Here is a 21,077-nt window from a genome sequence, read left to right as displayed (position 1 = left end):
AAGTGCAGTCGGTCCGCCACGGCAAAGGGGACACCGGCGCCGGTCTGCGTCAGGGCGCCGTGCCTGTGAGCTCGGTCGGCTTTCCGCCGTCGCGTTTCCCGCTCGTCGGGACGCCCTGACACAGTCCCGCTTCCCCGAGTCGGTCATGTCGTCCGGTCAGCGGCTCTCGTTCGAGGCGCTGTGACGCCGCGCCGCTTCCTGCGGAGGGACGGCGGCACGGCCGGCCCGGGGATGCCTGCGCGGTCCATGCTGCTCTGCCAGGGTAGGAGGGGGTGCTCTTTTTCGGCCTGGGGTGCGGAGGCGCTCAGCAGGCGGGCTCTGCGAATCTCGACCGGTACCAGCCGATGGCGGCGCTGGCGAGAGCGAACGACGCCGTCCGGTTCCCGGTGAGGAGGCGAGAGGCATGACCGTGATGGGTGTGTCGAAGTTCGAGAGGTTCTTCCGCGCCGCCGCAGGCCTCGACGTGGACAAGAACGACCTGAAGCGGTACGGCGACTTCGTCGACGCCAAGCTCTACGACCTCCTGGTCGTCGGCCAGGCGTCGGCCAAGGCCAACGGCCGGGACACCGTCGAACCGTGGGACCTACCGATCACCAAGGGCCTCCAGGAGAGCATCCACCGGTTCCGGCGGCTCGACGAGGAGGTCGAGTTGAAGCCGATCCTGGAACAGCTCGCCGCGCACCCTCCCCTCGACAGGACACCCACCCAGGAGACCGAAGAGCGCTACCCCGAGATCATCGGCGGTCTCAGCGTCGCCCTCTCCGAGACGTTCAAAATCATGTATCCGGATGTCAAGAACCCGCAGACCAGCCACTGGGACGGCGTGACCGCGGTGTTCGACCGGCTGCTGTAGCGGTCGCGCCCTTTCAGTATGAAGGCCGTTCCGACGGCAGCTCCGGGTGATCGCACACACACGCTCGGGGCACCCTCAGCCGCGTCCTGCAGCTCCCGGTCCGGAAAAGGGATCCGGACGGGCCCTGCCGCTCGCGTCGTACAACCACCGACTCCTGAAGGGAGCCATGCCATGACACAGGTACTGCGGGGGATGCGGGTGGCGATCCTGGCCACCGACGGCGTCGAGCGCGTGGAACTCGACCGACCGCGCGGTGCGCTGGAGGGCGCAGGGGCGAAGACCGAGATCGTCTCGCTCCGCCACGGCGAGATCCAGGCGCGCCAGTTCGACCTCAACGCGGCCGGAACCTTCCCCGTGGACCGCTTGGTCGCCGACGCCTCCGTCGACGACTACCATGCCCTGCTTCTGCCCGGCGGCACCATGAACCCCGACCAACTGCGCATGGACCGCGACGCGGTGCAGTTCGTCAAGGACTTCATGGCCAGCGGGAAACCGGTCGCATCGATCTGCCACGGCCCGTGGACCCTGGCGGAAGCCGACGCCGTGCGCGGCCGTCGCCTGACGTCCTGGCCCAGCATCCGCACCGACCTTCGCAACGCCGGCGCGGAGGTCGTCGGCGACCAGGAGGTGGTCGTCGACGGGCAGTTGGTCACCAGCCGCGGTCCGGCAGACCTGCCCGCCTTCTGCGCCGCCGTCGTGGAGCAGTTCGCCCAGGCGCAGCACCCCATGCCCGGCTGACCCGGCGGACTGGTCGCAGGCGGTGGGAGCGGGCGTTGCACGGTGGAGGCGGGTCCGCTCTCCACCCCACATGCCGGTCGGCCTTGGCGGTCGCCTCCGTACGGCCGCCGGTCCGTGGCGTCGCGCAGCCGCGTCGAGCCCGAATCGTCATCCCGCCTCCTGTCCTCGCAGACCGACCGCCGGTGCCACTTTTCGACCCGCTGGGCGCAGGCGGGGCGACCGGGTGAACAGCCACTCTTGGGCCTGTCGGGACCGCCCGGCGGTCCGTAGGCGGAAGGAGTGGCCATGACCGAGCACGCCCGCAGGGCCATTCCTCGGGCTGCTGAACTGGCTGGATCCGGACGTCTCCGGTCTGCTCCTCACGCTGTACGGGCTGATCTTCGGAGCGGTCGTCGGTGCGTTGCCGGGCGTGCTGTTGCACGCGGCCCAGGGCGGCCGCCGGAACATCGCCTCGGTCCGCTCGATGGAGCCCAGCCGGTACGACGTCGTGGTGGACGAGGACGTCGCCGACGAGGCCGTCCGCCTGGTCGCCGGGCTGGACAGCAGGGCCGGCGCGAACACGGAGAGCGCCTCCTCCAAGGGCGGCCGCCCGCGCAGCGACCCCGCCCCCAGCTGAACGAGTCTCGAAGCCGGGCGGACGGGGCGACCCGGCGAATGAACGGTCGCCGACGGACGTCGACCGCCGTGGAAGGAGTTCCTCATGGCCAAGGCAGTGGGCATCGACCTGGGCACCACCAACTCGGTGATCGCCGTTTGGGAGGGTGGCGAGCCGACCGTCATACCCAACAGTGAGGGCAACCGGACCACACCGTCCGTGGTGGCCTTCACCGACACCGGCGAGCGCCTGGTGGGCCAGCTGGCCCGCCGTCAGGCGATCCTCAACCCCAAGGGCACCATCTACTCGGCCAAGCGGTTCATCGGCCGGCACTTCGACGAGGTCTCCGACGAGGCCAAGGCCGTCGCCTACGACGTCGTCCCGGGGGACAACGGCGAGGCCCGCTTCAAGGTGCGTGACAAGCTGTACGCGCCTGAGGAGATCAGCGCCCAAGTGCTGCGCAAACTCGCCGACGACGCATCCAAGCAGCTCGGGGAGCGGGTCACGGAGGCGGTCATCACGGTGCCCGCCTACTTCAACGACGCCCAGCGCACCGCGACCCGTGACGCCGGACGGATCGCGGGACTGGAAGTGCTGCGGATCATCAACGAGCCGACGGCGGCCGCCCTCGCGTACGGCATGGACAAGAAGGAGCACGAGACCGTCCTCGTCTTCGACCTCGGCGGCGGCACCTTCGACGTGAGCATCCTCGACGTCGGCGACGGCGTGGTCGAGGTGCGCTCCACGGCGGGTGACAGCCATCTGGGCGGCGACGACTTCGACCGGCGTCTGGTCGACTACCTCGCCGACGACTTCCAGAAGGAGAACGGCATCGACCTGCGCAAGGACCCGCAGGCGCTGCAACGGCTGTTCGAGGCGGCGGAGAAGGCCAAGACCGAGCTCAGCTCCGTCACCCAGACCCAGGTCAACCTGCCGTTCATCACCGCGGACGCGTCCGGACCCAAGCACCTCACCGACTCGATCATGCGGTCCACGTTCGAGCAGATCACCGGCGATCTGGTGGAGCGCTGCCTCGGCCCGGTCCAGCAGGCCATGGCCGACGCCAAGGTCGGCGAGAACGACATCGACGAGGTCATCCTCGTCGGCGGCTCCACCCGCATCCCCGCGGTCCAGGCGCTGGTGCGCCGGCTGACCGGCGGCAAGGAACCCAACATGAGCGTGAACCCCGACGAGGTCGTGGCGCTGGGCGCCGCGATCCAGGCCGGGGTGCTGAAGGGCGAGGTCAAGGATGTCCTGCTGCTCGACGTCACCCCGCTGTCCCTGGGCGTGGAGACGCGCGGCGGAGTGATGACGAAGATCGTCGAGCGGAACACCACCATCCCGGTGCGCCGCAGCGAGACCTTCTCCACCGCCGAGGACAACCAGCCGGCCGTCGATGTGGTGGTCCTCCAGGGCGAGCGCGAGCGGGCCGCCGACAACCGGGCGCTCGGCCGGTTCCAGCTCACCGACATCCGGCAGGCGCCGCGGGGCGAACCCCAGATCGATGTCACTTTCGACGTCGACGCCAACGGCATCCTCAACGTCAGCGCACGCGACAAGGACACCGGCAAGGAACAGGGCATCACCATCAGTGAGAGCTCCAACCTCGACCGGGGTGAGGTCGAGCGCATGGTCCAGGAGGCCGAGCGCAACCAGGGCCAGGACCAGGCCCTGCGCGAGGCCGTCGACGCCCGCAACGAACTGGACGCGATCGCCTACCAGGTCGAAAAGCGCCTGAGCGAACTGGGCGACGCCGCGCCCGCGCACGAGAAGGCCCGTGCCGAGATGCTGGTGGCAGAGGCCCGCGACGCGGTCAAGAACGAGGCCGGAGTGGAGAAGACCAGGCCGCTGATCTCCGAACTCCAGCAGATCTACGCCGGGCTCGCCGCCCACCAGACCGAAACCGCGGCGGCGAGTGGTCCGTCGGACACCACCGGGCCGGACGGCTCCGGGCAGGGCGGTGCCGGCGCCGACGAAGACGTGATCGACGCCGAGTTCGACAAGGGCTGAGGTACTCGCCATGCCGATCCCTCCCCAGGACCGATCGTCCGACCCACCGCCCGAAAGCGCCGGACAACCGCCGCAGGGCCACCTGCCCGAGCCCGCGCCGCCGAGCACGCAGGCCGAACCGGGGCCCGACGCGGCCACCGGTCCGGCCGGGGGCGAGGACGAGTACACGGCCGCGCTGAAAGAGGTCGAGGACCGCTGGCGGCGTGCTCTCGCCGATCTGGACAACCTGCGCAAGCGACACGCCAGGGAACTGGACCGGGAGCGCGCGGTCGAACGCGCCCGCACGGCCGCGGCCTTTCTTCCCGTCATCGACAACCTCGAACTGGCCCTGGACCACGCGGGCTCCGATCCCGGGGCGATCGTCGAGGGGGTTCGCGCCGTGCGCGACCAGGCCGTGTCCGTCCTTGAGCGCCTTGGCTACGAGCGTCACGCCGAGACCGGCGTCCCGTTCGACCCCTCCCGGCACGAGGTCGTCGGCGTGGTCCAGGACCCCGACGCCGAACCGAACACCGTGGCGCAGGTGTTGCGCCCCGGCTACGGCGAGCCCGAGCGGCAGCTGAGGCCGGCCGCCGTGACCGTCGCCAAACGGGAGTGATCGGCCATGGCACGCGACTTTTACGAGGTTCTCGGGGTCCCGCGGGACGCGGACAAGGACGAGCTCCAGCGGGCGTATCGCAAGCTGGCCCGCAGGTACCACCCGGACGTCAACAAGGACCCCGCGGCGGAGGAGCGGTTCAAGGAGATCAACGAGGCCTTCAGTGTCCTGTCCGACCCCGACCAGCGGGCCCGTTACGACCGTTTCGGCGAGGACTTCCGGAAGGTCCCCGAGGACTGGGAGGAGCGGGTCGGTGCCGGCGCGGGACCCGGCGGCGGCTTCCGCTGGTCCACCGGGGACGGCCCCCGGGTCCGGTATGGCACCAGCGGCTTCGGCGCCGAGGGCGTCGACATCGACGACCTGTTCGGCTCGTTCTTCGGGGGCGCCGGGCGGATGCGTGTCCCCGGAGCCGACCAGGAGGCCGAACTGCCGCTCACCGTCGAGGAGGCCTACCGGGGAGGCCGTCGCACCGTCACGCTCGCCGATCCCACAGGGCAGCCGCGGCGGTACGAAGTCGACGTGCCACCGGGGGTCACCGACGGGCAGCGCATCCGGCTGGCGGGCGAGGGTGGCCGGGGCAACGGTGACGCCCCCGCGGGGGACCTGTACCTGCGGGTGCGGATCCAGCCGCACCCCCAGTTCCGCCTCGACGGCCGCGACGTCTACGTGCAGCTTCCGGTCACCCCCTGGGAGGCCGCGCTGGGTGCGACGGTTCCGGTATCCACGCCGAGCGGAGGGACGGCGAAGGTGGGCGTGCCCGCGGGCTCGTCCAGCGGCCGACGGCTGCGGCTGCGCGGTGAGGGCATGCCGAACCCGCGCGGCACGGACGGCAACCTCTACGCCGAACTCCGGATCATGGTGCCGTCCAAGCTCAGCGACCGGGAGCGCGCACTCTTCGAGGAGCTCGCCGCCGTCTCCTCGTTCGACCCCAGGAGGACACGATGAGTGACCCACGCGCCGAAGCGCGCCCGGCGTCTCCGCCGACAGCTCCCGGGCCGGCACGCGTCCAGTACGCGATCGTGCCGGTGCCCAGGCTCTCCCTGCAGACCGTGGCCCGCCGCTCCGGGGTCCATCCCGACCTCATACGCAGGTTCGTCGCTCTAGGCCTGGTCGAGGCCGAGCGCGACGCCTCCGGACGGCTGGTCTTCGAACCCACGGCACCGGCCGCCCTCGCCCGCGTCCAGCGGCTGCGCACCGGGCTGTGCCTCAACTACGCATCCATCGGCCTGGTGCTCGACCTGCTGGACCGCATCAGCATGCTCGAAGCCGCCCTGCGCCGCGCCGGCACGAGGAGTGAAACACCCCCATGGACATGAACCGTCTCACCCAGAAGTCCCAGGAAGCCCTCCAAGAGGCCCAGAGCGCGGCCGTCGGCATGGGGCACACCGAGGTCGACGGGGAACACCTGCTGTTCGCGCTTCTCGATCAGGAGGACGGTCTGATCCCGCGGTTGCTGCAACAGGCCGGCACCGAGCCGAAGGAGCTGCGCGCGGCCCTGCGCGACGAGCTTTCCCGCCGCCCGAAGGTCACCGGTCCCGGCGCGGCACCCGGCCAGGTCTTCGTCACTCAGCGCCTGTCCCGGCTGCTCGATGCCGCCGAGCGGGAGGCCAAACGCCTCAAGGACGAGTACGTGTCCGTGGAGCACCTCCTGCTCGCCCTGGCCGAGGAGGGGTCGGCGACCGCCGCCGGACGCCTGCTCAAGGAGCACGGCGTGACCCGGGATTCGTTCCTGAGCGCGCTCACCCAGGTCCGCGGCAACCAGCGCGTCACCTCCGCCAACCCTGAGGTGGCCTACGAGGCGCTGGAGAAGTACGGCCGCGACCTGGTCCTCGAAGCTCGGTCCGGGCGGCTGGACCCGGTCATCGGCCGTGATGCGGAGATCCGCCGCGTCACCCAGATCCTCAGCCGCAAGACCAAGAACAACCCCGTCCTCATCGGCGATCCCGGCGTCGGCAAGACCGCCATCGTCGAGGGCCTGGCCCAGCGCATCGTTCGCGGCGACGTCCCCGAGGGGCTGCGCGACAAGACGGTGTTCGCCCTCGACATGGGCTCCCTGGTCGCCGGCGCCAAGTACCGCGGCGAGTTCGAGGAACGCCTCAAGGCCGTGCTGTCCGAGGTGAAGGCCGCCCAGGGGCGCATCCTGCTCTTCGTCGACGAACTCCACACCGTCGTGGGCGCGGGTGCCGCCGAAGGGGCCATGGACGCGGGCAACATGCTCAAGCCGATGCTCGCCCGCGGCGAACTCCACATGATCGGCGCCACCACCCTCGACGAGTTCCGCAAGCACATCGAGAAGGACGCCGCCCTCGAACGCCGCTTCCAGCAGGTGCTGGTCGACGAGCCGAGCGTGGAGGACACCATCTCCATCCTGCGCGGACTGCGCGAGCGTCTGGAGGTCTTCCACGGCGTGAAGATCCAGGACACCGCACTGGTCTCCGCCGCCACCCTCAGCCACCGCTACATCACCGACCGGTTCCTGCCCGACAAGGCCATCGACCTCGTCGACGAGGCGTGCGCCCGGCTGCGTACCGAGATCGACTCGATGCCCGCCGAGCTCGACGAGATCACCCGCCGCGTCACCCGCCTGGAGATCGAGGAAGCGGCCCTGTCCAAGGAGACCGACGCCGCCAGCAAAGCCCGCCTGGAGGAACTGCGCAAGGAACTGGCCGACCTGCGCGGCGAGGCCGACGCCAAACGCGCCCAGTGGGAGGCCGAACGGCAGGCCATCCGCCGCGTGCAGGAACTGCGCCAGGAACTGGAGCAGGTCCGCCACGAGGCGGAGGAGGCCGAACGCGCCTACGACCTCAACCGCGCCGCCGAACTCCGCTACGGCCGCCTCCAGGACCTGGAGCGCCGGCTGAAGGCCGAGGAGGAGCAACTGGCCGCCAAACAGGGGCAGAACCGGCTGCTGCGCGAGGTTGTCACCGAGGAGGAGATCGCCGAGATCGTCGCCGCCTGGACCGGCATCCCCGTCGCCCGTCTCCAGGAGGGCGAACGCGAGAAGCTGCTGCGCCTCGACGAGATCCTGCGCGAGCGCGTCATCGGCCAGGACGAGGCCGTCAAACTCGTCGCCGACGCCATCATCCGCGCCCGCTCCGGCATCCGCGACCCGCGTCGCCCCATCGGCTCGTTCATCTTCCTCGGCCCCACCGGCGTCGGGAAGACCGAGCTGGCCAAGACCCTCGCGGCGGCCCTGTTCGACTCCGAGGAGAACATGATCCGCCTCGACATGAGCGAGTACCAGGAGCGGCACACCGTCAGCCGGCTCATGGGCGCACCACCCGGATACGTCGGCTATGAGGAAGGCGGCCAGCTCACCGAGGCCGTACGCCGCAAGCCGTACTCGGTGGTGCTGTTCGACGAGATCGAGAAGGCGCACACCGATGTCTTCAACACCCTGCTGCAGGTCCTCGACGACGGCCGCATCACCGACTCCCAGGGCCGTACCGTCGACTTCCGCAACACCGTGATCATCATGACGTCCAACATCGGCTCCGAGCACCTCCTCGACGGCGCCACCGCCGAGGGCGAGATCAAGCCGGACGCCCGCGCCCTGGTCATGGGCGAGCTGCGCGGGCACTTCCGCCCGGAGTTCCTCAACCGTGTCGACGACATCGTGCTGTTCAAGCCACTCGGTGAGCGGCAGATCGAGCGGATTGTGGAGCTGCAGTTCGACGAGCTGCGCCGCCGACTCGCCGAACGCCGCATCACCGTGGAACTCACCGAAGCGGCCCGGGAGTTGATCGCCCACCAGGGCTACGACCCGGTGTACGGGGCCCGGCCGCTGCGCCGCTACATCTCCCACGAGGTCGAGACGATGGTCGGGCGCGCCCTGCTGCGCGGCGACGTCCAGGACGGCGCGACGGTCCGCGTCGACGCCGAACACGGAGAGCTGGTGGTCACCTACGACCAGCCCGAGAAGGTGGAAGGAGCGCGGGCGGCATGAGCACGATGCGGGCGACGACCGTCGGATGTCCCCACTGCGGGCGCACCAACCGGGTGCCCGTGGCCGCGGAGGGCCGCCCCAAGTGCGGCCACTGCAAGCGGCCCCTGCCGTGGATGGTGGACGCGGGCGACGACGACTTCACCGAGGTCGCCGAGCGGGCCGACGTCCCCGTCGTGGTCGACCTGTGGGCCACCTGGTGCGGCCCCTGCCGCATGGTCAGCCCCGCACTGGAGAAGGTCGCCACCGATCTCGCCGGCCGAATCAAACTCGTCAAGGTCGATGTCGACAAGAACCCGCGACTGTCGCAGCGTTTCGAGGTCCAGGCCGTACCGACACTGCTGATCCTCGACCAGGGCGAGACAGTCGCCCGGCAGGCGGGGGCGGCGCCCGCCCCCGTGCTGCGCCAATGGGTGGAACAGTCGATCACCGCCCGGAAAGGGTGATTCGGATGACCCTGCACGCAGACCCCCACCTCGCGCTCGTCCGGCCGGTCCGGCCACTGACCCCAGAGGGGTGTCAGGAGTGTCTGATGCTCGGCGCCCCCTGGGTCCATCTGAGGCTCTGCCTGACCTGCGGGCACGTCGGCTGCTGCGACTCCTCGCCGAACAAGCACGCGCGCAAGCACGCAGCCGCCGTCGCCCATCCGATCGTGCAGTCGTTCCTGCCCGGCGAGGATTGGCGCTGGTGCTTCGTTCACGAGGCGTTCGTCTGATGTCCGGCGACCAGTCGCTGCCGGGCGAAGAACCGGTGCCGGAGAAAGCGGACGGGACCGCCTTCTGGGAGACCCCGGACATCTACGGCGCGTATCCGCGTCTTACGGAGGACCAGATAGCCCGTCTGTCGGAGCACGGGGAACGCCGGAACATGGCTCCGAACGACGTGCTGATCCGGGAGGGGGAGCGCTGCGAGACGTTCTTCGTCGTCCTCAGCGGTTCCGTCGCCGTCGTCGAGAACCACGGCACTCCGGAGGAGCACGTGCTGCGCGTGCACGGCCCCGGTCGCTTCATCGGCGAACTCGGCCTGCTGTACGGACAGGTGGCTTTCTACACCGCTGTCGCCAGGGAGCCGGGCGAGGTCCTCGTCGTCTCCTTGGACCAGTTGCGCCACCTGGTGTCCCAGGACTCCACCCTCGGGGACCTCGTGCTGCGTGCCTGCCTGTGCCGTCGCGCGCTGCTCGTCGGACAGGGCGCCGGCTTCCGCATCATCGGCTCGCGCTACTCGCCCGACACCAGACGGCTGCGCGAGTTCGCCGTCCGCAACCGGCTGCCGCACCGCTGGATCGACCTGGAGACCGACGAGGAGGCCGAAGAGTTGCTGCGCCGCTTCGGCGTCGGCCCGGAGGAGACACCACTCGTCATCTGGCGGGACACCACCTTGTTGCGCAATCCCAGCAACGCGGAACTGGCCCGGCTCATCGGCCTGCCGTCACTGCCCGCCGGAAACCGACACGGCGACGTTCTCATCGTGGGCTCCGGGCCCGCCGGCCTCGCCGCCGCGGTGTACGCCGCCTCCGAGGGCCTGAGCACCACGGTGGTGGAGGCGATGGCCACCGGCGGCCAGGCCGGCACGTCGTCCCGCATCGAGAATCTGCTCGGCTTCCCGTCCGGCATCTCCGGCGCCGAACTCACCGAACGCGCCGTGCTGCAGGCCGACAAGTTCGGCGCGAGCATCAGCCTTCCGCTGGAGGCGACCGGTCTCCATCCCAAGGACGAGGACCACTACGTCGTGGCGTTCGCCGACGGCAGCGAGATCGCCGCCCGCGCCGTCGTCCTGGCCATGGGTGCCCGCTACCGCCGGCTCCAGGTGCCCGGCATCGAACGCCTGGAGGGCACGAGCGTGCACTACTCGGCGACCGTCTACGAGGCCCAGCAGTGCCACACCGACCCCGTGGCCGTCGTCGGCGGAGGCAACTCGGCGGGCCAGGCGGTGCTGTTCCTCGCCGGGTACGCGCCGAAGGTGCACCTGCTGGTCCGAGGAGCCAGCCTCGAGGCCAACATGTCCCGCTACCTGGTCGACCAGGTCGAGCGCCATCCACGGGTGGAGGTCATGCTGCACACCGAGGTCACCGAGGTCATCGGCCAGGAGGTGCTGGAGGAGCTCGATGTGGTCGACAACCGCACGGGCGTGCATCGCCGGCTCGCGGTACGGAGCCTGTTCGTCTTCACGGGGGCCGAGCCGCACACCGACTGGCTGGCCGGCATGATCGCTCTCGACTCCCGCGGCTTCGTCCTCACCGGACCGGAGGCCCAGGAAGCCTGCGCCTACCCCGAGGTGTGGCACGGCCGCGGGCGCTCGTGCATGCCCCTGGAGGCCGGCCTGCCCGGGGTCTTCGCGGTGGGGGACGTCCGTAGCGGCTCGGTGAAGCGGGTGGCCTCCGCGGCCGGCGAGGGCGCGATGGCCATCCACTTCGTGCACCGGCACCTGGGGCACTCGGCCGTACCCGGCACCACGGGCACGTCCGCTGTCGCGGGCCACTCGGACGTCTCCCCACGCATGCGTCACAAGGAGTCCGCATGGCTCGCGTGACGAATGGCACCCGTCCACCGCCACGGCGGGGTGTCTGCTGGGTGATGGCGGCGCCGGTGGCTCCGCCTGGTCAGGGTCTGACGAAACCCCTTGCTCAATGGTCAAGAATCGTTGACCATTGGTCGCATGCCAAGCGACGATCTTCCCGAGACGTTTCACGTCACCACTGACGACCAGTTGCGCGCCGTCTCCAACCTGACGCGTCACCGGATCATGGCCGTGCTCCGCTTCGAGCCCGCGACGATCACGCAGATCGCCGAGCGAGTGGGCCTGGCGAAGGGGAGTTCCAGCTACCACGTACGGCTGCTCGAACGGGCCGGCCTGGTGAAGGTGGTGCGCACGCGGAAGGTCCGGGGGGTCACCGAGCGGTACTACGCCTTGGCCGCGCGGGCGATCGTGCTGCCCGATCCGGGTGAGGGAGGCCCGGATGTGCTCATGCGCCATGCGGTGGCGGACCTGGAAGCAGCGCCGGTGGATGGCGAGCGCCACGTGCGTATGGCGCATCTACGGCTCACCGACGAGCAGTTCGCGGAGCTGGGGGCCCGGCTGCAGGCACTGGCGGACGAGTACCGGGAGCAGTCCGATCCGTCGCTGCCGGACGCGTCGCTCGTCTTCGCACTGTTCCACCCGTCATCGCGCAAGCAGGCCGAGGGGGACGCCAAGTGACCGTAGACGTGCGGAAGCTGCCGACAGGGTTCGGGCGGCTGTGGACCGCCCAGACCGTGTCCTCGCTCGGTGACGGCGTGACGCATGCCGCGCTGCCGTTGCTCGCGTTGACGTTGACGCGGGACCCGATGGCGCTCGCCGTCGTCACGGCCGTGGGGACGCTGCCGTGGCTGCTCTTCGGGGTGCTGGGCGGTGCGCTGGTGGACCGCTGGGACCGTCGGCGCACGATGTGGGTCACGGACGCTGGGCGTGCGGTGGTGCTCGCGATACCGGCGGCAGCGGCCGCGCTCGACATGCTGAGCATTCCGCTGCTCGCGGCCGTCGCCTTCCTCCTCGGCCTCGGTGGACTCTTCTTCGACACGGCCGCCACGGCCTACCTGCCGGATCTGCTCGGCCGCGAACCCGCGCTCCTGGAGCGCGCCAACTCCCGCTTGCGTGGCACCCAGACCGCCGCGTCCGGCTTCGCGGGGCCGCCTGCGGGCAGCGCCCTGCTCGTGCTCGGGCGTGCGGTTCCGCTGCTCGCCGACGCGGTCTCGTTCGCGCTCTCCGCACTGCTCGTACGGTCGTTGCCTGCTGCCCCCCGGCGCGTACCGCAGGCCCGTGAGTCGCTGCTGCGGCAGGCGAGGGCCGGCGCCTCGTACGTGTTCCGGGATCGGCTGCTGCTCGGGCTGGCGCTGCGCCCGGCGGTCGGGAACATCGCCTTCCTCGCCGTGGAGACCGTACTCGCCCTCTTCGCGCACGATCGGCTCGGCATCGACACCATCGGCTTCGGTCTGCTCCTCACGGCGGAGGCCACCGGCGGTCTGCTCGGCGCGGGCATCGCCTCCTTCCTCGGCCGGCGACTCGGCACCGGCACCGCGCTGACCTGCACGGCAGCCGTCGAGGGCCTCGCCATCCTGGGCCTTGCCGCCGCCCCGAACCCGTACGTCGCCGGCCTCGCGCTCGCCGTCTGCGGCGCGGGCATGGGCGCCACGATGGTGCTCGGCCCGTCCCTCCGTCAGGCGATCGTCCCCGGCCACCTGATGGGCCGAGTCGCCTCCACCTCCCGCATGCTCGCCATGTGCGCCGCCCCGTTCGGCGCCCTTCTCGGCGGCTGGCTGGCCACCACCTACGACGTCCGCACCCCGCTCTACACCGCCGCCGGCCTCCTCCTCACGATGACGGCAGTCACGTCCACCATGACCAGTAACCGCCAGGTCGAGGCGGCGTTGCATGCCGCCGGGCTGCCTGAAGATCCAGATCGCTCCGAACCGGGCGATCCCGTGCGGGAGGGTGCCGTGTAGGACTCCGCGAGGCCGTTGAATCCGTGCTGAGCCCGGCTCGGCGTTCCTCGCCTCGGGCTCGGGGCGTCGGACGCCGGGCCTTCACGGGATGCGGCAGCACCTGGTTCAGCCTCCGAGATGGTGTGCAAGATGGAGCAGATCGGCCAGGTGCAGCACCCGTCCGTCGAATCCCGGGAGGGGGACATGGAGCGGCTGGGTCCAGCGGGCGGGGATGGCATCCAGCCCGTAGAAGGCCCCCGCGAGGCCTCCGGCCACCGCAGCGACGGTGTCCGTGTCGCCGCCGAGGTCGATCGCCGCGCGTATCGCGGCTTCGAAGCCGGTGGTGGTGCGTAGGGCCCAGACGGCGGAGCCCAGACAGGGCCAGACTGCACCGTTGAACTCGGTCGCCAGATCGGGGTGCCAGTCGGGCGCGAGGACGGTGGCGTAGCGGTCGCGGTGGTCGGGGTGTACATGGGCCAGGATGTCCGGGAGCGCGGCGAGGGGATCAGCGTCCTCGAATGCGACGCGGATGAGTTCGTGGACGATGGCGGTGCCTTCCCAGGCCGCTCGGTCACCGTGCGTGAGCGCAGCGATCCGGCGGGCCGCGTCCATGGTGGATTTCCGGCCGGTGGCAGCGAAGTGGACCGCCGAGGTCGATGCCCGCATCAAGGAGCCGTTTCCCGCTGCTCGTTGGTTGACCTGGACATGGATCGCGGCGGCGAGGTCCCAGGGCATGCCGTTGGTCAGGACGTCCTCGGTCTGCAGGCCGATGTCCTTCGGTTCTGACGCTGCCCACCGCTGGAAGCGGGCGAAGATGTCCGGCAGGTCCAGTCCGCCCCGCTCGAGTAGCGATTCCGCGACCAGGATCGCCATCTGCGTGTCGTCGGTGGCCTCGCCGGGGTTCCAACCACCGCCTCCGCACATCTCGTTACCGACACCAGGCGCGGGAAAGCGTGCGGAGAACGCTCCCTGGGGGCCGAACTCGAAGGGGCCACCCAGCGCGTCACCCACCGCTGAACCGACGATCGCACCGGCTGCCCGCTGAATCGGCTTCATTGGCGCAGGTTATCCGTGGCGCGCGGACGGCCCGGAGCCCGCAGCCGGCGGGTCGGCCACGTCCGCCACAGGCATCCGCGCTTGATCCAGGGCGGCCGGCACCAACCCTCCACGCCTCCGCGACCCGGCCGAAAGGAGTTGCGGCCGCAGTTGCACTCAGGGGTGCGCGGTCAACGTACGACTGGTCCTCTCAACCCACCATGGCTGGGTACCGCCGCTGCCGTGCCGCTCAATTCACGGTGGCGCTGCGGCGTTCGACGAGGACGACGTCGCGCCATGTGCCGCGGTGGCGGCCGATGCGTTCGCGGGTGCCGATGACGCGGAACCCGGCCCGCTGGTGCAGGGCGAGGCTGGCTGTGTTCTCCGGGAAGATGCCGGACTGCACGGTCCAGATCCCGGCGGCGTCCGTGGAGGCGAGCAGGGCGGTCAGCAGGGCCAGGCCCACGCGGCGGCCGCGGGCGTCGGGGTGGACGTACACGGAGTGCTCGACGACGCCCGCGTACGCGCACCGGTCGGATACCGGCGCCACCGCGGCCCAGCCGAGGACCCGGCCGCCGTCGAGGGCGACCAGGCGGTGGTCGGGCAGTTTGGCGGCGTCGAATGCCTCCCAGGCAGGGGCGGTGGTCTCGAAGGTGGCGTTGCCCTCGTCGATGCCGAGCTGGTAGATCGCCAGGACCTGCGTGGCGTGCTCGGGTCGCATGGGCGCGATGCGCACGCCGGTCGCGGTGTCGCTCATGCCGAGGCCTCGATGCCGAGTTCGGCGAGCAGTCGACGGATGCGCCGCTCGATCTCGTCGCGGATGGGACGGACCGCCGCGACGCCCTGCCCGGCCGGGTCGTCCAGTTGCCAGTCGAGGTAGCGCTTGCCGGGGAAGTAGGGACATGCGTCACCGCACCCCATGGTGATCACCACGTCGGAGGACTGCACCGCCTCCACGGTGAGGACCTTGGGCGTCTCGGCGGAGATGTCGATGCCGACCTCCCGCATGGCTTCCACCACGGCCGGGTTCACGGAATCGGCCGGTGCGGACCCGGCCGAGCGGACCTGCACGTGATCTCCGCCGAGGCGGGTGAGGAAGGCGGCGCCCATCTGGGAGCGGCCGGCGTTGTGCACGCAGACGAACAACACGGACGGGGTGGCGGAGGTGCTCATCGGGTCAGCGCGCTTTCATTGGCGGGACGGAGAGTGCCGACGGACTGCTGCCCGTCGTGGGGAACGACGACGTCGTCCTCGTTCACGGTGTCCGGGGGGCCGAAGCAGACGGCCGCCAGGCCCAGACCGGCGGCGGCGCCGACGAGTTGGGCGGCGAGGAACGGTGCCACGGACGCGGGCGCGATCCCGGCGAAGGTGTCGGTGAACGCCCGGCCGATCGTGACGGCAGGGTTGGCGAAGGAGGTGGAGGAGGTGAACCAGTAGGCCGCCCCGATGTAGGAGGCGACCGCTACCGGCGCCAGGTGCGCGCGGCCGGCGCGAGCGAGGCCGAAGATGAGCCAGACCAGCCCGGCGGTGGCGACCACTTCGCCGAGCCACAGGTGCCCGGCCCACCGGTCGTGCGTGGAGAAGTGCACCAGCGGCTTGCCGAACATGGCGTCCGCCAGCACGGCTCCCGCAATCGCCCCCGCGGTCTGGGCGGGAAGATACGCTGCGACGTCGCGCAAGGCGGGAGCGTCGCCGGTGCGCCGGCCCGTGAACCAGGCCGCGAGGGTGACCACCGGGTTGAAGTGGGCCCCCGACACCGGGCCGAGCAGAGCGATGAGCACGCCGAGGCCGAACACGGTGGCCAGGGAGTTGGCCAGCAGCTGCACCCCGACGTCGCGGGTCAGTTCGGCGGCCTGAACGCCTGAGCCGACCACCACGGCGACCAGCGCGGCCGTGCCGATACCCTCGACGGCCGCCCGCCTCACCAGCGGCGCCGCCGCGTTCACGCCGACACCTTCGCGGACACGGCGGGGGGCTGGAGCAGGGCGGACAGTTTCGCCAGGGCCTCGGGCAGCACCCAGTAGTACACCCACGTCCCGCGCCGCTCCGAACCGACCAGCCCGGCTTCCCTCAGCACCTTCAGGTGGTGGGAGATGGTCGGCTGGGAGACGTCGAACGGGCCGATGAGGTCGCACACGCACGCCTCGCCGCCCTCGTGCGAGGCGATCAGCGACAGCAGCCGCAGCCGGATCGGGTCCGACAGCGCCTTGAACATCCGCGACGTCTCCAGCGCGGCTTCCTCGCCCAGGGGCTCGCGGACCATCGGCGCACAGCACACGGTCTCGTCGTGCCCCAGCACCGGCAGACCAGCTTGTTTCGACATCCCTCAATATTGACAGCCATCGAATCCAGTGGCAAGGTCCGTCTGTATCGATGGACGTCGATACAAGCCATCCCGGAGGGGAGACCGCCATGTCCCGCATTCAGCTCGCCCTGCGCGTCGCCGACCTCGAAGCCTCGATCGCCTTCTACTCCAGGCTGTTCGACACCGAGCCCGCCAAGCGCCGCGACGGTTACGCCAACTTCGCCCTCACCGAACCCCCGCTCAAGCTCGTCCTCATCCAGGGCGAGCGCGGCGAGGACACCCGCCTGGACCACCTCGGCGTCGAGGTGGCCTCCACTGAGGCCGTCACCGCCGCCACCGGACGCCTCAAGGACGCCGGCCTGGCCACCTTCGAGGAGAACGACACCACCTGCTGCTATGCCCTGCAGGACAAGGTGTGGGTCCACGGCCCCGGCAAGGAGCCTTGGGAGGTCTACGTCGTCAAGGCCGACGCCGACACCATGGAGAAGGCCGGCGCCACCCCGGACACCTGCTGCGGCACGACCGCCTGATGCACTCCTGACGAGCAGGCCGTCGCCCAGGCCCAGGCCGCCCTGCCCGGGCATGGTCGGCTGATCGTCGCTCACCAAGAAGGATGAGATGGCTGGCCGTCCTGAATGCGGTGGGAGTCAGTCGACGGGGCGATCGCCCGGCGTGGGCGCGTGGTCGTCCTGGTCAACAACGCCGGCGTCAGGCCGCTGTCTTTCATGTCGGCTTGCGCGTGGACGACTGGAACCAGGTCATCGACGTCAACCTGCGCGGTGTGCTGCACGGGATCGCTGCCGTCCTGCCGTCCATGACCGAGCGACGCTCTGGTCACACCATCGATGTCGCCTCTACCGCCGCCTACCGCTCGGCCCCCCGCCGGCGTCGTGCACTGCGGCACCAAGTTCGCCGTCCGCGCGATCACCGACGGCCTGCGCAAGGAGACACGCGACCCGCGCGGAGCTGACCCAATCCGGCAGGGATGACCAGATGCAGGGCGCGGTGCGCACCGCACTGCGCGACGTCGGCATTGACGCCCAGGCCATCGCCGAGGCCATCGGCCACACGATCGGCCCGCCCGAGGACGTCAACGTCAGCGAGGTCATCGTCCAGGGAACGCCTCGGTCTGACCAGACAAACGGCTTCGCCGAGCACCCTGTAGCTGTGGGTTGTGCCTGCATCGGCCGGCCGGTGACGTGGCGGGGGAGAGCGGTGACCCGAGGACTCCTCCAACTGGCCTGCGGGGCACGGCTGCCGTCCTGGCAAGCCTCGCAGTCGGCCCTGCCGACCCGCGCGGAGGCCCGCAACACCGATGGTGCGGCCGCCAGCTCCACACCACCGCCCCTGTGCACCTGAGGGCCGGCGGCGGCACCACCAACGCTCCCGGGCCGTGCTGGAGACGGACACCGACTTCTACGCCGGGCGTCGTGGCTGGGAGAGCAGCGGCCTACTCGCCACCGGCTACCGGCACTGACAGCGCGGAGGGGGGCGTACCGCGGTGGCCCCGCGAGGCGACAAATGCACCGTGCCTGTCGCCGGGCTGCCGCGCTCCCCAGCCTAGGAGCTGTCCGGAAGGGGCGCGCTCGGTGATCGGCCACTCGTGCGGGCGTCGGCCAAGCCGCGGTCGGCGGCTCGGCCGTGTTCTCGGCACGATGGGCCCGCGCCACCGCTGGTCTGATCACGTATACCTGGACCGGATGCAAGCGGCCCGACATCTGTTCCGGGCCGCGCTCCGTATGGCTGCACGCTCCAGCCGGATACCGCTCCCACGCGAACCACCCCGGGCGGGCGATCCCGCCCGGGGTGGCGGTTGCGGTGGTCCGTAGGACGGCCGCAACCGCCCCAGTCCGCGTTCTGGCCGCTCGTCCGTTCGGTCGCCGTCTGCTCGCGGATCCCGCGCCGGACGACGTGAGATGGGATCGATCCGGTTGCGGGTGAGAAGCCACAGCCGAGGGGTACGCAAAAGTCATCTCGAAGCGGGTGCGCGCACCCGGTCTGGAGGAGAGCGTCATGCCGGCAGGTTCCAGTGCGAAGCGTGAGCGGCAGTACGAGCACGTCAAGGAGGGCGCGCAGAAGCGCGGTGCGTCCGCGGGGCGGGCGAAGGAGATCGCCGCGCGGACGGTCAACAAGGAGCGGGCGAGGTCGGGGGAGTCGCGGACGGCGAGCAAGACTTCTACCGCCGACAAGAAGTCCGCGTCGCAGCGCGGTGGCGAGCGCTCCCACCGCGGCGCGCAGGGGCCCACCCGCGACCAGCTCTACGAAGAGGCCAAGAAGAAGAACATCGAGGGCCGTTCCTCGATGAACAAGGACCAGTTGCGCAAGGCGGTTGGCCGCTGACTGGCAGGGCGCCGACGAGGGCCGACGGGTGTGAGGCCGTCGGCGGCGTCCGCCCCGGCAGCACGGCGCCCTTCAGGGATCCGTACCGCGTGTGTCACCGACGAGAAAGGCATTCATGCGTATTGCTCGCCGTTCCTTGTTAACTCGCTGGCAGCGCTGGCGCTCCGGGCCCACCCTGCGCATCCCGCACGGTGCCGACGACGTCGAGAACACCAACCGCAGGTTCCTGCTGTACGGCGTCATGCCCCTGTGGTTCGCGCCGGCTGTCGCCGACTGGGTGATGCACCGCCGCTCCGACATCGAGCACACGAGCGGTGTGCGCGAATCAGCGATCCACGCCCTGATGATGACAGAGGCGGGCCTGCCGGTGGTCGCGGGCCTGACCGCCAAGGTGAACCCGCTGGTGCTGTCGCTCATGGGCGGCGCCGCGCTCGCGCACGGGGCCACGGCGCTGTGGGACGTGTCGCTGGCCACCGACAAGCGTGAGGTCACGCCGATCGAGCAGCACATCCACAGCTTCCTCGAGGTGCTGCCGCTGACGGCCGCAGCCTTCACCGCCTGCTTGCACTGGGACCAGGTCCGCAAGGCCATCAGGGGCGGTGTCCGCGCAGACGACTGGAAGCTCCTTCCCAAGCAGCGGCCGCTGTCCGCCGGGTATCTCGGCGCCGTTGCCGCCGGAGTCGGCCTCTGCATCGTCCTGCCCTACGCCGAGGAGATGGTCCGCTGCGTGCGGGCCCGGCGCGACGACAGGAATGAAGCCCCCCGACAGCCGTAGCAGCGCCTCCCCACCAGACGGTGGCCGCCAGCCTCGTCCACGCGGCACGTGCGCTGAACGCGAAGCCCCTGCCTGCACCGCCGTCCTGATCACGGTCTGAAGCGGTGCGCATGAGCGGGCGAGACACGGCGCCGATCGCCCGGGCGCCCCGTGCTGGGGCGTGCCGCGCCGGGATGCCGGCCCGGTACCCATCGGGGCGGTCGGTCGCCGTGCTCCTGACGGGCGGCTGCCAACGTCCACCCATGATGATGATCAGCTTGTGGGCCCGTCCGCCCGTGGGAGGAGGCGCAGAGCCTCGTCCAGCGCCTTCTTGGTGGGCGCGGCCAGTGGTTTGTGGGTATGCGCCCAGGTGCGCGGTGCCGCGGACACCTCCGGACCCGGCACCGCGGCCTCTCACTGCGGTTGGTTCCGGCGCCACGGGGCCCGCGCCTTGACACTCACCGGATGAGCGGGCCCGTACAGGGGTGAGGTCCCTTTCCGGGGCCGCCCGTGTCCGTGACGAGGCCCTGGCGGAACGGCCCGAGGGCGGCTGCTCGGGGTGACACCGGCGCCCGCAGGTCAAGAGGAGCTTCCGGCGGGGCCGTGGCGGGTCGCCGTGTCCAGCATTCGGCACCGCTGGTCCAAGGCTGGCGTCGCGGGGGGCCGGGGGACGGGCCCGCTGCTTCGCCTCCGACGTCTCCCACGAGCTGCGCACCCCCCTCGCCGCAATGCTCGCCGTCACCGAGGTGCTGGGCGAGGACGCCGACCGGCTCGCGCCCGACACCGCGGCCGCCGTCCTGCTGATGAGCGCGGAGACGGGCGAACTGGCGGTGCTCGTGGAGGACTTGATGGAGATCTCACGGTTCGACGCGCGTGCCGCGGAATCCCGCACCGACGAGGTCGATGTCGTTCAGGCCATCCGCAAGACACTGTCGAGCCGTCACTGGAACGATGAGAAGCAGGTGACCACCGACCTGCCCGACGGCGTCACGGCCCGGCTCGATCCCCGCCGCTTCGATGTCGTCATCGCGAACCCGGTGGGCAACGCACTGCGGCACGACAGCGCGGTACGGCTCAGAGTGCAGCGGACCGCCGCCGACGCGACCGTGCCGCACCGGTCGGTGACGGACGCCACGGCCACCCCCGCGCAGCCCGTCGTCGAGGTCACCGAACACGGCACCGGCATCGCCGCGGACGCGCTGCCGCACGTCTTCGAACGCCTTTACAAGGCGGACGCGGCCCGCACCCGTTGCCCGCGCACGTCCTCGCTGCGCCTGTCGAAGAAGGCGGAGAGCTCGTCTTCGCGCAGGCCTTCGACAGCGGGTTCCGCGTCGGGAGGCGCGGCCAGGCGACACCGGGTCGACGGGCCGCCCCGCCGGCTGCGCGATGTCGCCCCCCCCCCGCTGTACGGCGGAACGCCAAGCCTGAGCCGGGCGCGTTCTGCCTCGATGT

The 21,077-nt window shown here is 70.8% G+C and carries 23 protein-coding genes and 1 pseudogene; 19 read left to right on the top strand and 5 right to left on the bottom strand.

Translation table 11 applies throughout. The features are described 5' to 3' along the window. Positions 1-403: 403 nt before the first annotated feature. The 13 genes from N8I86_RS00780 to N8I86_RS00720 all read left to right on the top strand — a co-directional run bounded on the left by N8I86_RS00780 (position 404) and on the right by N8I86_RS00720 (position 13,212). Positions 404-853 carry a DUF1931 family protein gene (locus tag N8I86_RS00780; protein WP_263276742.1) on the top strand — a complete coding sequence of 150 codons (450 nt, stop codon included), beginning with the start codon at positions 404-406 and terminating at the stop codon, positions 851-853. 171 nt (positions 854-1,024) lie between these two features. Then, positions 1,025-1,591: a type 1 glutamine amidotransferase domain-containing protein gene (locus N8I86_RS00775; RefSeq protein WP_073896544.1), complete on the top strand. Its 567-nt coding sequence runs from the start codon at positions 1,025-1,027 to the stop codon at positions 1,589-1,591. Between the two features lie 409 nt (positions 1,592-2,000). Next, the gene (locus N8I86_RS00770; RefSeq protein WP_263276741.1) at positions 2,001-2,207 is read left to right on the top strand and encodes a hypothetical protein; all 207 of its coding nucleotides are present in this window, start codon (positions 2,001-2,003) and stop codon (positions 2,205-2,207) included. Positions 2,208-2,291: 84 nt separating this feature from the next. Then, positions 2,292-4,196: a molecular chaperone DnaK gene (dnaK, locus tag N8I86_RS00765; protein WP_263276740.1), complete on the top strand. Its 1,905-nt coding sequence runs from the start codon at positions 2,292-2,294 to the stop codon at positions 4,194-4,196. A 10-nt stretch (positions 4,197-4,206) separates the two neighbouring features. Continuing rightward, the gene (locus tag N8I86_RS00760) at positions 4,207-4,791 is read left to right on the top strand and encodes a nucleotide exchange factor GrpE (RefSeq protein ID WP_073896550.1); all 585 of its coding nucleotides are present in this window, start codon (positions 4,207-4,209) and stop codon (positions 4,789-4,791) included. Positions 4,792-4,797: 6 nt separating this feature from the next. After that, positions 4,798-5,736, top strand: coding sequence for a J domain-containing protein (locus tag N8I86_RS00755; protein ID WP_263276739.1), 939 nt, complete (start codon positions 4,798-4,800; stop codon positions 5,734-5,736). Next, entirely contained in the window at positions 5,733-6,107 is a 375-nt protein-coding gene (locus N8I86_RS00750) for a chaperone modulator CbpM (RefSeq protein ID WP_263276738.1), read from the top strand. The genes N8I86_RS00755 and N8I86_RS00750 overlap by 4 nt, the downstream gene beginning before the upstream one ends. Continuing rightward, positions 6,098-8,737, top strand: a complete 2,640-nt coding sequence (gene clpB / locus N8I86_RS00745; RefSeq protein ID WP_073896554.1) for an ATP-dependent chaperone ClpB — start codon at positions 6,098-6,100, stop codon at positions 8,735-8,737. The genes N8I86_RS00750 and clpB overlap by 10 nt, the downstream gene beginning before the upstream one ends. Continuing rightward, entirely contained in the window at positions 8,734-9,180 is a 447-nt protein-coding gene (gene trxA / locus N8I86_RS00740; RefSeq protein WP_073896556.1) for a thioredoxin, read from the top strand. Before clpB ends, trxA begins: the two co-directional genes overlap by 4 nt. A 5-nt stretch (positions 9,181-9,185) precedes the next feature. Continuing rightward, a complete protein-coding gene (locus N8I86_RS00735) occupies positions 9,186-9,449 on the top strand; it encodes a UBP-type zinc finger domain-containing protein (protein WP_263276737.1) in 264 nt (87 codons plus the stop codon). Beyond that, entirely contained in the window at positions 9,449-11,263 is a 1,815-nt protein-coding gene (locus N8I86_RS00730) for an FAD-dependent oxidoreductase (protein WP_263276736.1), read from the top strand. Before N8I86_RS00735 ends, N8I86_RS00730 begins: the two co-directional genes overlap by 1 nt. Before the next feature lie 126 nt (positions 11,264-11,389). Further along, complete coding sequence (locus N8I86_RS00725) at positions 11,390-11,929, top strand: ArsR/SmtB family transcription factor (protein WP_263276735.1); 540 nt, start codon at positions 11,390-11,392, stop codon at positions 11,927-11,929. Continuing rightward, entirely contained in the window at positions 11,926-13,212 is a 1,287-nt protein-coding gene (locus N8I86_RS00720; RefSeq protein WP_263276734.1) for an MFS transporter, read from the top strand. The genes N8I86_RS00725 and N8I86_RS00720 overlap by 4 nt, the downstream gene beginning before the upstream one ends. Before the next feature lie 105 nt (positions 13,213-13,317). Here the strand turns inward: N8I86_RS00720 and N8I86_RS00715 are convergent, their stop codons facing one another. The 5 genes from N8I86_RS00715 to N8I86_RS00695 all read right to left on the bottom strand — a co-directional run bounded on the left by N8I86_RS00715 (position 13,318) and on the right by N8I86_RS00695 (position 16,549). After that, a complete protein-coding gene (locus N8I86_RS00715; RefSeq protein ID WP_263276733.1) occupies positions 13,318-14,247 on the bottom strand; it encodes an ADP-ribosylglycohydrolase family protein in 930 nt (309 codons plus the stop codon). 229 nt (positions 14,248-14,476) lie between these two features. Further along, complete coding sequence (locus N8I86_RS00710; RefSeq protein ID WP_263276732.1) at positions 14,477-14,983, bottom strand: GNAT family N-acetyltransferase; 507 nt, start codon at positions 14,981-14,983, stop codon at positions 14,477-14,479. Then, positions 14,980-15,399: an arsenate reductase ArsC gene (locus tag N8I86_RS00705; RefSeq protein ID WP_073896570.1), complete on the bottom strand. Its 420-nt coding sequence runs from the start codon at positions 15,397-15,399 to the stop codon at positions 14,980-14,982. Before N8I86_RS00705 ends, N8I86_RS00710 begins: the two co-directional genes overlap by 4 nt. Beyond that, complete coding sequence (locus N8I86_RS00700; RefSeq protein ID WP_263276731.1) at positions 15,396-16,172, bottom strand: aquaporin; 777 nt, start codon at positions 16,170-16,172, stop codon at positions 15,396-15,398. The genes N8I86_RS00705 and N8I86_RS00700 overlap by 4 nt, the downstream gene beginning before the upstream one ends. Next, positions 16,169-16,549: an ArsR/SmtB family transcription factor gene (locus tag N8I86_RS00695; protein ID WP_073896573.1), complete on the bottom strand. Its 381-nt coding sequence runs from the start codon at positions 16,547-16,549 to the stop codon at positions 16,169-16,171. The genes N8I86_RS00700 and N8I86_RS00695 overlap by 4 nt, the downstream gene beginning before the upstream one ends. An 89-nt stretch (positions 16,550-16,638) precedes the next feature. Here N8I86_RS00695 and N8I86_RS00690 point away from each other — a divergent pair, with 89 nt between their 5' ends. From N8I86_RS00690 to N8I86_RS00665, 6 genes and pseudogenes are all read left to right on the top strand, one after another. Further along, the gene (locus tag N8I86_RS00690) at positions 16,639-17,061 is read left to right on the top strand and encodes an ArsI/CadI family heavy metal resistance metalloenzyme (protein ID WP_073896575.1); all 423 of its coding nucleotides are present in this window, start codon (positions 16,639-16,641) and stop codon (positions 17,059-17,061) included. A gap of 83 nt (positions 17,062-17,144) precedes the next feature. Further along, positions 17,145-17,501, top strand: a complete 357-nt coding sequence (locus tag N8I86_RS00685) for an SDR family NAD(P)-dependent oxidoreductase (RefSeq protein WP_263276730.1) — start codon at positions 17,145-17,147, stop codon at positions 17,499-17,501. Positions 17,502-17,524: 23 nt separating this feature from the next. Then, entirely contained in the window at positions 17,525-17,890 is a 366-nt protein-coding gene (locus N8I86_RS00680; RefSeq protein WP_263276729.1) for a hypothetical protein, read from the top strand. Positions 17,891-18,544: 654 nt separating this feature from the next. Beyond that, entirely contained in the window at positions 18,545-18,871 is a 327-nt protein-coding gene (locus tag N8I86_RS00675; protein ID WP_073896580.1) for a plasmid stabilization protein, read from the top strand. A gap of 115 nt (positions 18,872-18,986) precedes the next feature. Beyond that, positions 18,987-19,646 (top strand): diguanylate cyclase, encoded by a 660-nt coding sequence (locus tag N8I86_RS00670; protein ID WP_263276728.1) that lies wholly within the window; start codon positions 18,987-18,989, stop codon positions 19,644-19,646. Positions 19,647-20,281: 635 nt separating this feature from the next. Beyond that, positions 20,282-20,875: pseudogene (locus tag N8I86_RS00665) on the top strand (sensor histidine kinase); the annotation flags it as partial. Positions 20,876-21,077: the final 202 nt, after the last annotated feature.

The organism is Streptomyces albidicamelliae (assembly GCF_025642175.1).
Taxonomy (GTDB): domain Bacteria; phylum Actinomycetota; class Actinomycetes; order Streptomycetales; family Streptomycetaceae; genus Streptomyces; species Streptomyces albidocamelliae.
Note: the sequence above shows the minus strand (reverse complement) of the source record. Positions and strands in the feature narration are given on the sequence as shown.

Excerpts from the sequence above, each read along its gene's own strand:
- N8I86_RS00775 (WP_073896544.1), top strand. The coding sequence starts at position 1,025 with ATGACACAGGTACTGCGGGGGATGCGGGTGGCGATCCTGGCCACCGAC.
- N8I86_RS00680 (WP_263276729.1), top strand. The coding sequence starts at position 17,525 with ATGCAGGGCGCGGTGCGCACCGCACTGCGCGACGTCGGCATTGACGCC.
- dnaK (WP_263276740.1), top strand. The coding sequence starts at position 2,292 with ATGGCCAAGGCAGTGGGCATCGACCTGGGCACCACCAACTCGGTGATC.
- N8I86_RS00690 (WP_073896575.1), top strand. The coding sequence starts at position 16,639 with ATGTCCCGCATTCAGCTCGCCCTGCGCGTCGCCGACCTCGAAGCCTCG.
- N8I86_RS00755 (WP_263276739.1), top strand. The coding sequence starts at position 4,798 with ATGGCACGCGACTTTTACGAGGTTCTCGGGGTCCCGCGGGACGCGGAC.
- N8I86_RS00695 (WP_073896573.1), bottom strand. The coding sequence starts at position 16,549 with ATGTCGAAACAAGCTGGTCTGCCGGTGCTGGGGCACGACGAGACCGTG.
- N8I86_RS00730 (WP_263276736.1), top strand. The coding sequence starts at position 9,449 with ATGTCCGGCGACCAGTCGCTGCCGGGCGAAGAACCGGTGCCGGAGAAA.
- N8I86_RS00710 (WP_263276732.1), bottom strand. The coding sequence starts at position 14,983 with ATGAGCGACACCGCGACCGGCGTGCGCATCGCGCCCATGCGACCCGAG.
- N8I86_RS00675 (WP_073896580.1), top strand. The coding sequence starts at position 18,545 with ATGCCGGCAGGTTCCAGTGCGAAGCGTGAGCGGCAGTACGAGCACGTC.
- trxA (WP_073896556.1), top strand. The coding sequence starts at position 8,734 with ATGAGCACGATGCGGGCGACGACCGTCGGATGTCCCCACTGCGGGCGC.
- N8I86_RS00725 (WP_263276735.1), top strand. The coding sequence starts at position 11,390 with ATGCCAAGCGACGATCTTCCCGAGACGTTTCACGTCACCACTGACGAC.
- N8I86_RS00685 (WP_263276730.1), top strand. The coding sequence starts at position 17,145 with ATGAGATGGCTGGCCGTCCTGAATGCGGTGGGAGTCAGTCGACGGGGC.
- N8I86_RS00735 (WP_263276737.1), top strand. The coding sequence starts at position 9,186 with ATGACCCTGCACGCAGACCCCCACCTCGCGCTCGTCCGGCCGGTCCGG.
- clpB (WP_073896554.1), top strand. The coding sequence starts at position 6,098 with ATGGACATGAACCGTCTCACCCAGAAGTCCCAGGAAGCCCTCCAAGAG.
- N8I86_RS00705 (WP_073896570.1), bottom strand. The coding sequence starts at position 15,399 with ATGAGCACCTCCGCCACCCCGTCCGTGTTGTTCGTCTGCGTGCACAAC.
- N8I86_RS00780 (WP_263276742.1), top strand. The coding sequence starts at position 404 with ATGACCGTGATGGGTGTGTCGAAGTTCGAGAGGTTCTTCCGCGCCGCC.
- N8I86_RS00715 (WP_263276733.1), bottom strand. The coding sequence starts at position 14,247 with ATGAAGCCGATTCAGCGGGCAGCCGGTGCGATCGTCGGTTCAGCGGTG.
- N8I86_RS00670 (WP_263276728.1), top strand. The coding sequence starts at position 18,987 with ATGCGTATTGCTCGCCGTTCCTTGTTAACTCGCTGGCAGCGCTGGCGC.
- N8I86_RS00750 (WP_263276738.1), top strand. The coding sequence starts at position 5,733 with ATGAGTGACCCACGCGCCGAAGCGCGCCCGGCGTCTCCGCCGACAGCT.
- N8I86_RS00760 (WP_073896550.1), top strand. The coding sequence starts at position 4,207 with ATGCCGATCCCTCCCCAGGACCGATCGTCCGACCCACCGCCCGAAAGC.